13 protein-coding genes and 1 pseudogene are annotated in these 15,402 nt (G+C 57.7%); 6 read left to right on the top strand and 8 right to left on the bottom strand.

Going from position 1 to position 15,402, the window contains the following annotated elements; genetic code table 11:
- Positions 1-8: 8 nt before the first annotated feature.
- Both DQN55_RS16825 and ygfZ read right to left on the bottom strand, forming a co-directional pair.
- A complete protein-coding gene (locus DQN55_RS16825; RefSeq protein ID WP_048378947.1) occupies positions 9-830 on the bottom strand; it encodes an HDOD domain-containing protein in 822 nt (273 codons plus the stop codon).
- A gap of 99 nt (positions 831-929) precedes the next feature.
- Positions 930-1,874: a CAF17-like 4Fe-4S cluster assembly/insertion protein YgfZ gene (gene ygfZ / locus DQN55_RS16820; RefSeq protein ID WP_048378949.1), complete on the bottom strand. Its 945-nt coding sequence runs from the start codon at positions 1,872-1,874 to the stop codon at positions 930-932.
- Positions 1,875-2,022: 148 nt separating this feature from the next.
- On the opposite strand from ygfZ, the gene DQN55_RS16815 reads away from it, so the two are divergent.
- Together DQN55_RS16815 and DQN55_RS16810 are read left to right on the top strand one after the other, a co-directional pair.
- On the top strand, positions 2,023-2,277 hold the full coding sequence (locus DQN55_RS16815; RefSeq protein ID WP_048363403.1) for an FAD assembly factor SdhE: 255 nt from the start codon (positions 2,023-2,025) through the stop codon (positions 2,275-2,277).
- Positions 2,261-2,713: a protein YgfX gene (locus tag DQN55_RS16810; protein WP_048378953.1), complete on the top strand. Its 453-nt coding sequence runs from the start codon at positions 2,261-2,263 to the stop codon at positions 2,711-2,713. The genes DQN55_RS16815 and DQN55_RS16810 overlap by 17 nt, the downstream gene beginning before the upstream one ends.
- Here the strand turns inward: DQN55_RS16810 and nadB are convergent.
- Entirely contained in the window at positions 2,682-4,298 is a 1,617-nt protein-coding gene (nadB, locus tag DQN55_RS16805) for an L-aspartate oxidase (RefSeq protein WP_048378955.1), read from the bottom strand. The genes DQN55_RS16810 and nadB overlap by 32 nt on opposite strands.
- A 513-nt stretch (positions 4,299-4,811) precedes the next feature.
- Between nadB and rpoE the strand changes: the two are divergent.
- From rpoE to DQN55_RS16785, 4 genes and pseudogenes are all read left to right on the top strand, one after another.
- Positions 4,812-5,393: pseudogene (rpoE, locus tag DQN55_RS16800) on the top strand (RNA polymerase sigma factor RpoE).
- A gap of 31 nt (positions 5,394-5,424) precedes the next feature.
- Positions 5,425-6,015 (top strand): sigma-E factor negative regulatory protein, encoded by a 591-nt coding sequence (locus tag DQN55_RS16795; protein ID WP_048378956.1) that lies wholly within the window; start codon positions 5,425-5,427, stop codon positions 6,013-6,015.
- A gap of 8 nt (positions 6,016-6,023) precedes the next feature.
- A complete protein-coding gene (locus tag DQN55_RS16790) occupies positions 6,024-6,989 on the top strand; it encodes a MucB/RseB C-terminal domain-containing protein (protein ID WP_048378958.1) in 966 nt (321 codons plus the stop codon).
- A gap of 182 nt (positions 6,990-7,171) precedes the next feature.
- Positions 7,172-8,584, top strand: coding sequence for a DegQ family serine endoprotease (locus DQN55_RS16785; protein ID WP_408634577.1), 1,413 nt, complete (start codon positions 7,172-7,174; stop codon positions 8,582-8,584).
- Positions 8,585-8,659: 75 nt separating this feature from the next.
- Here DQN55_RS16785 and DQN55_RS16780 read toward each other — a convergent pair whose 3' ends face one another.
- From DQN55_RS16780 to gcvP, 5 genes are all read right to left on the bottom strand, one after another.
- Complete coding sequence (locus DQN55_RS16780; protein ID WP_048378960.1) at positions 8,660-9,148, bottom strand: RDD family protein; 489 nt, start codon at positions 9,146-9,148, stop codon at positions 8,660-8,662.
- 95 nt (positions 9,149-9,243) lie between these two features.
- A complete protein-coding gene (locus DQN55_RS16775) occupies positions 9,244-9,456 on the bottom strand; it encodes a cold-shock protein (RefSeq protein ID WP_048378963.1) in 213 nt (70 codons plus the stop codon).
- A gap of 376 nt (positions 9,457-9,832) precedes the next feature.
- Positions 9,833-10,957 (bottom strand): glycine cleavage system aminomethyltransferase GcvT, encoded by a 1,125-nt coding sequence (gene gcvT, locus DQN55_RS16770; protein WP_048378965.1) that lies wholly within the window; start codon positions 10,955-10,957, stop codon positions 9,833-9,835.
- Positions 10,958-10,974: 17 nt separating this feature from the next.
- On the bottom strand, positions 10,975-12,351 hold the full coding sequence (locus DQN55_RS16765) for an L-serine ammonia-lyase (protein ID WP_048378967.1): 1,377 nt from the start codon (positions 12,349-12,351) through the stop codon (positions 10,975-10,977).
- A gap of 183 nt (positions 12,352-12,534) precedes the next feature.
- On the bottom strand, positions 12,535-15,393 hold the full coding sequence (gene gcvP, locus DQN55_RS16760) for an aminomethyl-transferring glycine dehydrogenase (RefSeq protein ID WP_048378969.1): 2,859 nt from the start codon (positions 15,391-15,393) through the stop codon (positions 12,535-12,537).
- Between the last annotated feature and the right edge of the window lie 9 nt (positions 15,394-15,402).

Raw genomic sequence — 15,402 nt, 5'->3', positions numbered from 1 at the left:
GTCGAAGGTTAGATAAACATGCCGCGTGCGGAGTTCAGCTCCTCCAGAAAGCTTTGGCATTCAGCCTCGATGCCCAGTTTTTTGAAGGCAGGCAGGGTGCTGAGCTCGACGCCGGTGCAAGGTACCTGGCGTGTCTGATCAATGAATACCGTCGCGATTTGCACCAGGTCGATGTAGTCAATGGTTTTGGATTGACGGGTAAAGTCCAGGTACCGGCCAGGAATCGTCAGCAGCATTTCCGGGAACTCCCAGACCGCGAGCAGTTTGTCGCCGATCAGTGGGTGAATGCTCTCGATCACGTGATTCAGTGAAACCGGGTCAGAGAGCAGTTCATTGTGCTCTTCGGCGTAGGTCAGGATGGGCAGTACGCCGATTTGATGCACCAGCCCGCCGAGTGCTGCCTGGTCAGGCTTGAGTGAGGTATGGCGGCGGCACAGGGTGTAACAAATGCCGGCGACTTCCAGGCTTTGACGCCACACGTCGCGCATTTTCTTTTCTACTGCTTCCGAGCGGGCATGGAATATTTGCTCCATGACCAGGCCAATCGCCAGATTGCTGCTGTAATCGACGCCCAGGCGGGTGATGGCTGTATGCAGATTGGTGACTTCGTTGATGGCGCGGAGCAGCGGGCTGTTGACCACCTTGATCATGCGCGCTGTCAGGGCAGTATCCCGGCCGATGACTTTGCTCAGGTGGCCGACATTCACTTCAGGGTTTTCTGCAGCCTTGCGAATATTCAACGCCACTTCAGGTAGCGTGGGCAAGACCAGATCGTCGTTGTTGATGGCCTTGATCAAGTCCATCTGGACTTTATGCGCCAGCGTGTTCATTTTTGCTCTCCAGGCTCTGTTGGCGTTTCATCGTGGCCGCAATGCAGCCTGCGATGAAACACCAGGAGACCCTTGGGTGTTGCCTTCAAGGCGTGACAGTCAGCGCTGGATTTCGCGATCGCGGTCCAGTTGATACGGCAGATCAAGCAGCGAAAGCTCAGGGCCTTGCACGTCTCCCACGTGGATGTCGCCCGCTTGTGCGGCATCGGAGGTCAGGACGGCCAGCAACTCGATGCCCTGTTCAGCGTGAGCGGCAATCACCACTTCGCCTATAGGACTGCTGTGAGTGGGTATAAACAGGGGGGTTCCCGGTGCGGGAAGGGGGCTGTCCGAGTTGAGCGACAAACGGTAGAGGTGACGTTTGAGCTTGCCCAGATACTGCATGCGCGCGACGATTTCCTGACCGGTATAACAGCCTTTTTTGAAGCTGACACCGCCCACGGCTTGCAGGTTAAGCATCTGCGGGATGAACAGCTCACGGGTCTGGCCCATGACCTGGCCGATCCCGGCACGCACCTGACCGAGCAGCCATTGATTGAGGTCGGCTTCGGGCAGTTGTGTTTTCAAGTGCTGGAGCAGGCTTTCGGCCTGCTCAATCGGCCCCCACAACTCCGCTCGCCCGGCTGAGGCGCGTACCGCAATCAGGCCATTGGCCCGTGCGACGCTGTCGGTTTCGGCAGGTAGCTGGATACCCAGGCTTACCAGTGTCGCGTCTGCCTGGCTGAGGCCAAAGCGCACCCAGTTGTCGCTGTCGTCCGTCAGTTTGGACTTGGAGAAAACTGCGTACTTCTTGAGGTCAGCCAACTGTGGCTCAACCAGCTCTCGCGCCATCGCCAGCAAGCAGCCATCGGCTTCAAGCACAATGCGAAAGCTGGATTGCATGCGACCTTTTTGCGTACAGCGAGCACCAAGACTGGAGCGTGTTTCGCTCAGGTAGTTGAGATTGCAGGTCAGCTGCCCCTGCAAAAACTTGCTGGCGTCGTTGCCGCGAACAGCAAGAACACCTTCGTGGTTCAGGGTGCAGAAAAAAGCAGAGTCGGCCATGAGTCATCGCAGGTAATAAAGTCTGAGACACATCATAGAGGTGCGCCTAGCAAATGGGTAGTTCACAAAGGATCGACGGGGCCGACCAAAGCCGACTGTTCTAAGACTGATCGGTCTGTATACTTGCGCTCTATTTGAGGAGCGCTCCATGGTCGAAGATGTAGAACTCAATCGTCTCTATTGGCACAGCCGTCGCGGCATGCTTGAGCTGGACGTGTTGCTGGTACCTTTCGTCAAGGAGGTGTATGCCACCTTGAATGACGTGGACCGTGAATGCTATCGCAAACTGCTCGAGTGCGAAGACCAGGACATGTTCGGCTGGTTCATGGAACGCTCCGAGTCCGAGGACCCTGAGCTGCAGCGCATGGTCCGGATGATTCTGGATCGTGTCCAGCCCAAGTAAGTGTTTCGAGTGCCGCTGGCATGCCTCGGGGCAATTGCTGGCGGCCTATCTTGCAGCCCAGACGCTGGCGCTGATCTCCATTTACCTTTTGGCGGTTCCTTTCTGGGCACATGTGCTCGGGGTTTTGTTGTGTCTGCTGCATGGGGTCTGGACCCTTCCTCGGCACATTCGATTGACGCATGAGAATGCCTTTACCGGTTTGCGCCATGATGCGGATGGCTGGCAGCTGTACAGCCGGGGCAATGGTTGGCAGCCGGTACAATTGCGCCGCGACAGTCTGGCGCTGCCCTGGGCCGTGATCGTGCGATTTCGCTTGCGTGGCGAGTGGCGGGTGCGGGCCGTGTGTATTCCCCGCGACGCGCTGGCGCCGGATCAGCACCGGCGCTTGCGCGTGCGACTGAAGTTCAGTCGGCGTAGGTGGCTGGCACCAGAATAGTGTCCAGCGCTTCGGGCAGCATGTGCGGGTAGTCCAGGGTGTAATGCAATCCCCGAGATTCCTTTCTGGCCATTGCGCTGCGAATCATCAACTCGGCAACCTGGGCGAGGTTGCGCAGCTCGATCAGGTCGCGGCTCACTTTATAGTTGCTGTAGAACTCATCAATCTCATCCAGCAGCAAGCGAACGCGGTGTTGCGCACGTTGCAGGCGTTTGTTGGTGCGCACGATGCCCACGTAGTCCCACATGAAACGCCGCAGTTCATCCCAGTTGTGGGCGATGATCACGTCTTCATCCGAGTCCGTGACCTGACTCGCATCCCAGCTAGGCAGGGCAACCGGAATTGAAATCTCCGGTAACTGGCTGAGGATGTCGGCTGCGGCGGAGCGGGCATAAACGAAGCACTCCAGCAGCGAATTGCTGGCCATCCGGTTGGCTCCGTGCAAGCCGGTAAAGCTGGTTTCGCCGATGGCATACAAGCCCGGCACGTCGGTGCGGCCATGGCCGTCGACCATCACTCCGCCGCAGGTGTAATGCGCGGCGGGCACCACCGGAATTGCTTGTTTGGTGATGTCGATGGAGAACGCAAGGCAGCGCTCGTACACCGTGGGGAAGTGGGTCTTGATGAACGTTTCGGACTCATGGCTGATGTCCAGATAAACGCAATCAATGCCCAAGCGCTTCATTTCATGGTCGATGGCCCGTGCCACGATGTCCCGCGGGGCCAGTTCGCCGCGTGGGTCAAAACGGTGCATGAAGCGCTCGCCATTGGGTAGCTTGAGATGGGCGCCTTCACCCCGCAAGGCTTCAGTGATCAGAAAGCTTTTGGCCTGAGGGTGATACAGGCAGGTGGGATGGAACTGATTGAATTCCAGATTCGCTACACGGCAACCCGAGCGCCAGGCCATGGCGATGCCATCACCGCAGGCGCCGTCCGGATTGCTGGTGTACAGATACACTTTGGCGGCCCCCCCCGAGGCCAGGATGGTGAAGCGCGAACCGTAGGTGTCGACTTCGCCAGTGGCGCGGTTGAGGACATAGGCTCCCAGGCAGCGATCACCTTCCAGGCCCAGTCGCCGTTCGGTGATCAGGTCGACCGCGACGCGTTGTTCAAGCAGTTCGATGTTCGGCCGTTGCCGTGCCTGCTCGAGCAGCGTCTTGAAGATGGCTGCACCTGTCGCGTCGGCGGCATGGATGATACGCCGATGGCTGTGGCCGCCCTCGCGGGTCAGATGAAATTCGAAACCGGGCTGTTCGGGGTCGGCAGGTTCATCACGGGTGAAGGGGACGCCCTGGTCGATCAGCCACTGGATGGCTTCGCGGCTGTGTTCGACGGTAAAGCGCACGGCGTCCTCGTGACACAGGCCGCCACCGGCATTCAGGGTGTCTTCAACGTGGGATTGCACCGTGTCGGTGTCGTCCAGCACAGCCGCCACGCCACCTTGTGCCCAGAACGTCGAGCCATTGGCCAGGTCGCCCTTGCTGAGGACTGCAATACGCATATGGCCGGGCAAGGTGAGCGCAAGGCTCAAACCGGCAGCACCGCTGCCAATTACCAGCACATCATGTTGAAAATGTTGGCTCATTCTTCTGACGTCCGCAAAAAAAGCGCCCACTAGTATATAGAGGGGGGGATCGGCACAATAGCCGGGCCTTTGTGGCATTGTGAAACTACAGCGGGCACGAAGTGTGCCTCAGACTTGAAGCGTCTGCATGCCGTTTTCACAATTAATCTGCAAGGTCCTCAGGGCTTGGCGGGGCTCGTGCCCAGCCGCATTCTCATGGCATCCTAGGGTTTGAATTCGTACGTTTTTTTGAACTTTTCGTACGGCTAAGGGCTCCATAGAAGGTTGCCCTGAATGCAGGAGAACAGCGTTGAATGCGATGCGGGGTTTGTACTTCGACTTCGGCGGCGGAATTTGACGACAAGATTACCGACGCAGCCGGCCATGCCCGAGCTGCGTTTTCGTGCGTGCCAAATCCGAGTGCGCAGGAAATTTGCCAGGGGGGAGAGAACTTTTGCGTAAAGCCCGAGTCTATGTTTGCAAGTCTGTTCAATTAGCAAAGCAACCTTCCTCTTGGTCCCATGAGGAGTGTTCATGCTAACCCAGGAAGAGGATCAGCAGCTGGTCGAGCGCGTACAGCGTGGCGACAAGCGCGCATTCGATCTGCTGGTGCTGAAATACCAGCACAAAATTCTCGGGTTGATCGTGCGTTTTGTGCACGACACCCATGAAGCCCAAGACGTGGCTCAAGAAGCCTTCATCAAGGCTTACCGGGCCCTTGGCAATTTTCGCGGCGACAGTGCCTTTTAAACTTGGCTGTATCGCATCGCCATTAATACGGCGAAAAACTATCTGGTATCACGCGGTCGGCGTCCACCAGACAGTGATGTCAGCTCTGAAGACGCTGAATTTTACGATGGTGATCATGGTCTTAAGGATCTCGAATCGCCGGAGCGCGCTCTGCTCCGGGATGAGATCGAGGGTACGGTTCATCGCACGATTCAGTTACTGCCAGAAGACTTACGAACGGCGTTAACTTTACGTGAGTTTGATGGTCTGAGTTACGAGGATATTGCGAGCGTCATGCAATGTCCGGTGGGTACCGTGCGCTCCCGGATTTTCCGCGCTCGGGAAGCCATCGATAAAGCCCTGCAGCCGTTGTTGCAGGAAAACTGAGACAGCGGCGACAGCCAAGAGAGGAACCGCCATGAGTCGTGAAGCCCTGCAGGAATCGCTGTCCGCGGTGATGGATAACGAAGCGGACGAACTGGAACTACGTCGGGTATTGAATGCCTTCGACGATGCACAAACGCGTGACACCTGGTCTCGCTACCAAGTGGCCCGTGCTGTGATGCACAAGGACCTGCTGATTCCGCGTCTGGACATCGCATCTGCCGTGTCGGCTGCATTGGCCGAAGAGCAAACTCCGGCCAAAGTTGCACGTGGCCCGTGGCGCACTATTGGCCGTTTGGCCGTCGCTGCTTCGGTGACAGTTGCAGTATTGGCAGGCGTAAGACTGTACAACCAGGATGAAATCGCTGGCGCCCAGCTGGCACAGCAAGACAGCCAGCAAAGCCTGACTGCTCCAACGGCTAAAGGTCCTGCGGTACTGGCCAATTACAGCGAGAGCTCTGATCAAGGCACAGGGCCGATGGCCAATGGTGTCTTGCAAGGTCAACCCGGCTGGCACGATCAGCGTTTGCCAGGTTACCTGCGCCAGCATGCCCAGCAAGCTGCGTCAAAAGGGACTGAAAGTCCTTTGCCGTATGCTCGTGCAGCTAGCCAGGATGACCGTTAAGGACAAACATGCGCGTCCTACCCTTATTACCTCTTCTGCTCAGCGGCTGGTTTGTCGTACCAGCCCAGGCGGATGAAGCCCAGAACTGGCTTAAACGCTTTGGGCAGGCTGATCAACAGCAAAGTTACAAAGGCACTTTTGTTTACGAACGCAACGGTAGTTTTTCTACCCACAGCATCTGGCACCGCGTGCAGGATGGTGACGTTCGTGAGCGATTGATCCGGCTGGACGGTGCTGCGCAAGAAGTCGTTCGTGCCGGTGGGCGCACCGAGTGTGTCACTGGCAAGGTGATTCCCACCCCCGGAGATCTCTCTGCGCCATCCAGCCGACAGCTGGATACCTCGCGCCTGAACGACTGGTACTCGGTGGAAAAAACCGGTGACTCAAGGGTGGCGGGGCGGCCTGTCGCCGTGATTGCGCTCTCTCCCCGCGACCAGCACCGCTACGGGTTTGAGCTGTATCTGGACCGTGAGACCGGGTTGCCGCTCAAATCATTGCTGCTCAATGACAAAGGGCAGTTGCTCGAGCGCTTCCAGTTTACAAGCCTCGATACCACGCCTCCGGATGACAATGAACTCAAGCCGACAGCTCAATGTCGACCGATTGTCACCGCGCAGACGCCACCTGCCACCACCGATAATACCCATGCTTGGCATTCCGACTGGTTGCCTCCCGGTTTTGAACAGATCAGCAGCGTAGTGCGCCGTGATCCACGTACAAAATCTGAAGTCACCAGCCTTTTGTATGATGATGGCATGACGCGTTTTTCGGTGTTTCTCGAGCCTTTGAAAGGTTCAGCCGTACCTGACGCCCGGGTTCAGTTGGGCCCTACCGTTGCAGTTTCCCGGCATCTCACTACGCCTGAGGGAGACATGATGGCGACGGTGGTCGGCGAAATTCCGATGGGGACTGCTGAACGCATTGCACTCTCGGTGCGCGCTGGTAAGGATGCCCCAGAGGCAAAGCCCAAGTAATGCGCTGAAACAGCTGGTAGGAATTGCGACTTGCCTTACGTTTTTTATTCCTTATATAGAGGTCAGAGCCATCAAGGCTCTGGCCTTGTTTGTATTCAGGGGTCCGAAAAGCGGTCTATGCTAGCGTTGATTTTTGGACCTGCCGTTTAATTTTGCTTGCTATCAACGGGAGCTGTATATCAATGCCTCGATTGAAATCTTACTTACCCATTTTCGCGGCCGTACTGATGCTTGGGCAGGCAGTGCCGGCATTGGCCGAAGCACAGCTACCTGATTTCACGCAGTTGGTCGAGCAGGCTTCGCCAGCGGTCGTGAACATCAGTACCACGCAAAAACTCCCGGACCGCAAAGTCTCCAATATGGGGCCGATGCCCGACCTGGAAGGCTTGCCACCAGGCTTGCGTGACTTCTTTGAGCGCAGTATTCCGCCAAACCAGGGAGGGCGTCAGCGCGAAGCCCAATCCCTGGGCTCGGGTTTTATCATTTCATCGGATGGTTACATCCTCACCAACAATCACGTGGTAGCGGATGCTGATGAGATCATCGTGCGACTGTCTGACCGCAGCGAGATGAAAGCCAAGCTGGTCGGCACCGATCCACGTTCCGATGTTGCATTGCTGAAAATCGAAGGCAAGAACCTGCCTGTCTTGAAACTGGGCAAGTCCCAGGACCTCAAGGCCGGTCAGTGGGTGGTTGCAATCGGTTCGCCGTTCGGCTTTGACCACACCGTGACCCAAGGCATCATCAGCGCCATCGGTCGTAGTTTGCCGAATGAAAGCTACGTACCGTTTATCCAGACCGACGTGCCAATCAATCCAGGCAACTCCGGTGGTCCGCTGTTCAACCTGGCGGGTGAAGTCGTCGGTATCAACTCGCAAATCTATACTCGCTCCGGTGGTTTCATGGGCGTGTCCTTCGCCATTCCTATCGATGTGGCGATGGATGTATCCAATCAACTTAAAAGCGGCGGCAAGGTCAGCCGTGGCTGGTTGGGGGTCGTGATTCAAGAGGTCAATAAGGATCTGGCCGAGTCGTTCGGGCTTGAGAAGCCGGCCGGTGCGCTGGTCGCTCAGGTGCTGGATGATGGCCCGGCCGCCAAAGGCGGCTTGCAAGTAGGTGATGTGATCCTGAGCATGAATGGTCAGCCGATTATCATGTCAGCCGATTTGCCACATCTTGTGGGCGCACTCAAGGCGGGTGGCAAGGCATCCCTTGAGGTGGTTCGCGAAGGCAAACGCAAAACCCTGGATCTGACCGTTGGAGCCATCCCTGATGAAGGGAAAGAGTTTGGTTCGCCTGCGGGTGCCGATCAGAGCAGTAATCGCCTGGGCGTGGCGGTGGCCAACTTGAGCGAAGAGCAGAAGAAGGCCAACGACATCAAAGGCGGCGTGGTCATCAAGAGTGTGCAGGATGGTCCGGCAGCCTTGATTGGCTTGCAGCCTGGCGATGTGATTACGCACTTGAACAACCAAGCGATCAGCGATACCAAGCAGTTTGCTGAAATTGCCAAGGCCTTGCCGAAAAACCGTTCGGTGTCGATGCGGGTTCTGCGTCAAGGCCGTGCGAGTTTCATTACCTTCAAACTGGCCGAGTAAGGCGTACTCGACTCGTCCCTGACGGGGTTGCAAAAAAAAAGCCCGTATCGCGAGATACGGGCTTTTTCGTTTGGGTTATTTCTTTTGTTTGGGAATTCTTACCAACTGGCTGTTGGAGTACATGTCGTGCCAGGTGCGCTTTTGTTTATCGAAGATTGACCAGATAAAGCCCAGTCCGAGACATAGCCACGAGGCAATGGAAACAATGAAGCGCAGTAGGGCCTGCCACAGGGTAATGGCGCTGCCATCAGCATTTTGCACGCGAACGCCCCAGACCTGCATGCCCAGGGTTTGGCCCGAGTGGGTCCAGAACTTCGCAAAGAAGGCAAACAGGACGAAGAATAAAAGAGTTGAAAGCAAAGGGTCGCCATCCAGCGCGCCTGACTCCGATAAAGCCCTGAGTTTGGCTTCGCCGATAAAGCTCATCATGATCAATTTGTAAATGAAGGTGGTGACAATCAGCAAGGCCGTGCACAGCAGGAAGTCGTAGAAGATGGCTGCCAATCGGCGCCCCAGACCAACGGCGGGGAAATCGCCTTGAGGGCTAAGAGGATGTTTCGACATGGCAGGGTCTCTCGGAGGAAAAAAGCCATTTTACGGAATTGCGCTCATAAAAAAGCCTCTGATGGCACCATCAGAGGCTTTTCTGTGCGAGAAGCTTAGGCTTCGGCTTGAACTTCGTCAGCCTGCATGCCTTTTTGACCCTGAACTGCGATGAAGGTCACTTTTTGGCCTTCTTTGAGGCTTTTGAAGCCGTTGCCTTGAATGGCACGAAAGTGCACGAACAAGTCTGCGCCGCTTTCCGGAGTGATGAATCCGAAGCCTTTTTCGTCGTTAAACCACTTAACGGTACCGCTCTGACGTTGGGACATTTCTTAATTCCTTGACGCTAACAATGAATGACAGCCACTTTCACAGGAAAGAGGACTGGTGCTGGGTTGCAGGAAAGTAAGAGACGCCGAACGGGTTGTAGCAAACATAGAGCTACTGCCCAGGTCACGATTCCAGCGACCCATGCAAACACAGTAAACAAACTCTACGAAACCGGAGTTGAAAAAACAAGCCCCGCCAATAACACTCCGATACCAGGTAATAAAGGGGATAGTGTTTCAAAATACGACATAGAGCGGTTCAATTATGTTCAAGATCAGACAGTATTTTCGCTATCGAAAGTTTGCCGTCAGACAAAGGCAGTTGCAGCCTGCGCAAGTAGCGCAAACAGGCAACTGCCAACTTGAAGTTTGAACCTTAACCTCTGTAATAACGTGGCGCGATAAATGGCATCTTCGAGACTTTCATCGGGACCCGTTTACCGCGCACGATGGCCCACACCTCTGAATCAACCGCTGTAAATGCAATATCCAGATAACCCATTGCCAGCGGTGCGCCCAATGTTGGGCCAAATCCGCCACTGCACACGGTGCCAATCACCGTGCCGTTGGCGTCGACGATTTCAGCGCCTTCTCGAACCGGGGTCCGCTCCTGCGGCAGCAAGCCCACGCGTTTGCGGGATATGCCATGTTGCTGTTGGGCGAAGAGGGTTTCGGCACCCGGAAAGCCACCTGCACGTGGACCGTCTGCACGGCGTGCCTTGGAGATGGCCCAGAGCAGGCTGGCCTCAATCGGTGTGGTGCTGGCGTTCATGTCATGGCCATACAGGCACAGACCGGCTTCCAGACGCAGCGAGTCCCGTGCACCGAGACCAATGGCTTGAACTTGCGGTTCGGCGAGCAGATGGCGTGCCAGCCCTTCAGCCTGTTCTGCGGGGACTGAGATTTCGAAGCCGTCTTCGCCGGTGTAGCCCGAGCGGCTGACATAGCAGTCCGCGCCCAGCAGTTTGACCGGGGCAAATTGCATGAAGGTCATGTTCGCCACTTGTGGCGCCAGGCGTTGCAGCACCTCAACGGCTGCCGGGCCTTGCAGGGCGAGCAGGGCGCGGTCTTCAAACAGGGGCTGGATTTCGCAATGTGCACTCAGGTGCTTGCGCAAATGCGCCAGGTCCTGATCCTTGCACGCGGCGTTCACCACCAAAAACAGCTCATCATTACCCAGGTTGGCGACCATCAGGTCGTCGAGGATGCCACCTTGCTCGTTGGTAAACATGGCGTAGCGCTGCATGCCTACCGGCAGATCGATGATGTCGACCGGCACCAGGGTTTCCAGCGCTCTGGCCGCATCTGCGCCAGTCAGGCGAATCTGGCCCATGTGAGATACGTCAAACAGTCCGGCCTGTTCACGGGTGTGCTGGTGTTCTTTCATCACGCCCAGAGGATATTGAACAGGCATGTCATAACCGGCGAACGGTACCATTCGGGCACCGAGTTCAAGGTGCAGGGCGTGCAGCGGGGTTTTAAGCAGTTGCTCGGTGGACATTCGTGACTCCTTAAAAATCAGCACTCAATAATGTTGACGGCCAGACCACCGCGGGCGGTCTCTTTGTATTTGCTTTTCATGTCGGCGCCGGTTTGACGCATGGTGCGGATCACTTTATCGAGGGAGACAAAATGCTGGCCGTCGCCGCGCAGTGCCATGCGTACAGCGTTGATCGCCTTGACCGAGCCCATGGCATTGCGTTCGATGCACGGCACTTGTACCAGCCCCCCGATCGGGTCGCAGGTCAGGCCGAGGTTGTGCTCCATGCCAATTTCAGCGGCGTTTTCCACTTGCTGCACACTGCCACCCAGCACCTCGCACAACGCGCCTGCCGCCATGGAACAGGCGACACCCACCTCGCCCTGACAACCGACTTCTGCCCCTGAGATAGAGGCGTTCTCTTTGTACAAGATGCCGATGGCTGCCGCGGTCAGCAGAAACCGCACCACGCCGTCTTCGTTGGCCCCGCCGATAAAGCGCATGTAGTAATGCAACACGGCGGGGATAATGCCGGCAGCCCCGTTGGTGGGGGCTGTGACCACGCGCCCGCCGTTGGCGTTTTCTTCATTGACCGCCAGCGCATACAGGTTGACCCAGTCGAGCACTGACAGCGCATCGCGCAATGAGGCCTCCGGGTTTGAACACAGTTGGCGATACAGAGCAGGGGCGCGTCGCTTGACCTTCAAGCCGCCAGGCAAAATACCTTCGTTGCGACAGCCAGCGCTGACGCAGTCCTGCATGACTTGCCAGATCTGCAGCAAACCCTGGCGGGTTTCTGATTCGGGGCGCCAGGCGCTCTCATTGGCCAGCATGATCTGGCTGATCGAGAGGTTGTGGGTCACACAATGACGCAGCAAATCTTTGGCGGTTTTGAACGGGTACTTCAGCTCAGTGCTGTCTTCAACGATACGGTCCGCACCTGCGGCGCCTTCGTCCACTACAAAGCCGCCGCCAACCGAGTAATACTCGCGGCTGCGGATCTGAATGCCGGCGGCATCCAGTGCACGAAAAATCATGCCGTTGGGGTGAAAGGGCAGAGGCTTGCGAATCATCGCCAGGTGCAGTTTTTCGTTGAAATCGATGGAGTGCTCGCCCAACAGGTTCAAGCGTCCGCTGGTGCGAATCGCGGCTAAACGTTCGGCCACGGTTTCGGTATTCACGGTATCCGGGTGTTCACCTTCAAGCCCAAGCAGTACAGCTTTGTCGCTGCCGTGACCTTTGCCGGTGGCCCCGAGGGACCCATAGAGTTCCACTTTTATACAGGCACTGGCCTGCAGTAACCCATCGCGGCGCAAGCCTTCAGCGAAGCGCGCAGCGGCACGCATGGGGCCTACGGTATGGGAGCTGGAAGGGCCGATGCCAATCTTGAACAGGTCGAACACGCTTAACGACATAGGGTTCTCCGGTTTCTTATAGATTTATTGGCTGAGAAGGTCGCGATCCTGTAGCCCTGCCGCAGGCTGCGTCCGGCAGCGGTCGTAAAACCTGAGTGTGCGCTTTATCCGTCAAAGCGCATGTTCAGGTATCACGATTGCTTCGCCATCAGACGCAGCCTTCGGCAGTGGCTACGGGCAGGGTTACGCCTCCTGGTAGCTTTCGATGGACGGGCAGGCGCAGACCAGGTTCCGGTCACCGAACACGTTGTCGACGCGGCCTACCGGCGGCCAGTATTTGCCCTCGATCAGGGAGGTAACCGGGTACACGGCTTGTTCGCGGCTGTACGGATGAGTCCATTCACCGGCGATTTCTGCAGCGGTGTGCGGGGCGTTTTTCAGCGGGTTGTCTTCTTTGTCCAGGCTGCCGTTTTCGACTTGGCGAATCTCTTCGCGGATCTGGATCATGGCCTCGCAGAAGCGATCCAGCTCTTCCTTGGATTCACTTTCGGTCGGTTCGATCATCAACGTGCCAGCCACCGGGAACGACATGGTCGGTGCATGGAAGCCGAAGTCGATCAGGCGCTTGGCCACATCATCAACGCTGATGCCGCTGCTCTCCTTGAGCGGGCGCAGGTCAAGGATGCATTCGTGTGCAACCAGGCCGTTGCTGCCCGAGTACAGTACCGGGTAGTGCTCTTCGAGACGGCGGGCAATGTAGTTCGCATTCAGAATTGCCAGCTGTGACGCGCGTGTCAGGCCTTCGCCGCCCATCATGCGGATGTACATCCAGGTGATCGGCAGAATGCTCGCGCTGCCAAAGGGCGCCGCACACACGGCGCCCTCCTTGCGCGCCATCGTGCCATGACCCGGCAGGAACGGAGTGAGGTGCGATTTGACGCCGATCGGGCCAACCCCCGGGCCACCGCCACCGTGGGGAATGCAGAAAGTCTTGTGCAAGTTGAGGTGCGACACGTCGCCCCCGAACTTGCCAGGAGCACACAGGCCGACCATGGCGTTCATGTTGGCCCCGTCGATATACACCTGACCGCCGTTGTCATGAATGATGCCGCAGATTTCGCGGATGCCTTCTTCAAACACACCGTGGGTCGACGGGTAGGTGATCATCAGTGCCGCGAGGTGATCGCGGTGCTCGATGGCTTTGGCGCGCAGGTCTTCGATGTCGACGTTACCGCGGGCATCGCATGCGGTCACCACGACGCGCATCCCGGCCATATTGGCGGTGGCCGGGTTGGTGCCGTGGGCCGAGGACGGGATCAGGCAAATGTCGCGACGCTCTTCGCCACGGCTCTGGTGGTAGGCACGAATGGCCAGCAGGCCGGCGTACTCACCTTGAGAGCCTGCGTTCGGCTGCAGGGAGATGGCGTCATATCCGGTGGCGGCACAGAGCATGGCTTCCAGCTCGGTGGTCAGTTGCTGATAGCCCAGGCTTTGCTCGGCAGGGGCAAACGGGTGCAAGTTGCCGAACTCGGCCCAGGTGATCGGGATCATTTCGCTGGCAGCGTTGAGCTTCATGGTGCACGAGCCCAGGGGGATCATGGTGCGGTCCAGCGCCAGATCCTTGTCCGCCAGACGACGCAGGTAGCGCATCAGTTCGGTTTCGGAGTGGTAACGGTTGAAGACCGGATGGCTGAGAATCGGTGACTGACGCAACAGCGCCGCCGGCAGGGTGCCGGTGACGGTATTTGCCAGATCGTCGAAACCAGGCAGGGCCTGGCCGTCAGCCGCGAACAGGGTCCAGAGTGCGATCACATCGGCGGGGGTGCTGGTTTCGTCCAGCGACAGCCCCAGGCGAGTGTCTTCAACCACGCGCAGATTGATGCGCCGGGCGTGAGCCTTGTCGTGCAGGGCTGGCGTAGCGCTGCCGGTGTTCAGGGTCAGGGTGTCGAAAAAATGATTTTGCTCGACCTTCAGCCCCAGCGTGCTCAGGCCTTTGGCCAGAATCGCGGTGAGTTGATGAACACGACGGGCGATTTGTGTCAGGCCTTGAGGGCCGTGATACACCGCATACATGCTGGCGATGTTGGCCAGCAGCACTTGCGCGGTACAGATGTTGCTCGTGGCCTTCTCGCGGCGAATGTGTTGTTCGCGGGTTTGCATGGCCAGACGCAGTGCAGGTTTTCCGTGACGGTCAACCGAAACCCCAACCAGACGCCCAGGCATGTCGCGCTTGAACGCGTCACGCGTGGCGAAATAGGCCGCGTGCGGACCACCGAAGCCCAATGGCACACCAAAACGCTGGGCACTGCCGATGGCCACGTCAGCGCCAAACTCGCCCGGCGGGGTCAGCAAGGTCAGGGCCAGCAAGTCGGCGGCCACGGCGACCAGTGCGTTGGCGGCGTGGAAGCGCTCAGCCAGTTCACGGTAATCGAACACATCACCGTTGCTCGCCGGGTATTGCAGCAGGGCTCCGAAGAAGGCCGAGACGTCGGTCAGCTCGCGTTCATCAGCCACCACCACTTCGATACCCAGTGGCTCGGCACGGGTGCGCAGCACGTCGAGGGTTTGCGGATGGCAGTGGCTTGAGGCAAAAAAGGTGTGGCTGGTTTTGTTTTTGCTCAAACGTTTGCAAAACGTCATGGCCTCGGCCGCTGCGGTAGCTTCATCGAGCAGGGAGGCATTGGCGATCGGCAGGCCGCTGAGGTCACTGATCAAGGTCTGGAAGTTGAGCAGGGCTTCGAGGCGGCCTTGCGAAATTTCTGGCTGATAGGGCGTGTAAGCCGTGTACCAGGCCGGATTTTCAAGCAGGTTGCGCAAGATTGGCGAAGGCGTGTGGCAGTTGTAATAGCCTTGACCGATCCAGGTTTTGCACAGCTGGTTCTTGGCCGCGATGGCCTTGATCGAAGCCAGTGCGTCTGCTTCGCTTTGGCCGGCCGGCAAGTCGAGGACGCTGGTGCCCTTGATGCTTTCCGGGATCACGCTGGCGCTCAGGCCCTCAAGGGAATCAAAGCCCAGGGTGGCGAGCATGGCCTGTTCGTCGGCCTGACGCGGGCCAATGTGGCGCGCGATAAATTCATTGGCAGTGCTGAGGTTGACGGTCATGGCAAGTTC

The organism is Pseudomonas taetrolens, assembly GCF_900475285.1.
Classification (GTDB): domain Bacteria; phylum Pseudomonadota; class Gammaproteobacteria; order Pseudomonadales; family Pseudomonadaceae; genus Aquipseudomonas; species Aquipseudomonas taetrolens.
The sequence above is the reverse complement of the archived record's forward strand: the minus strand, read 5'-3'. Positions and strand labels throughout refer to the sequence as shown.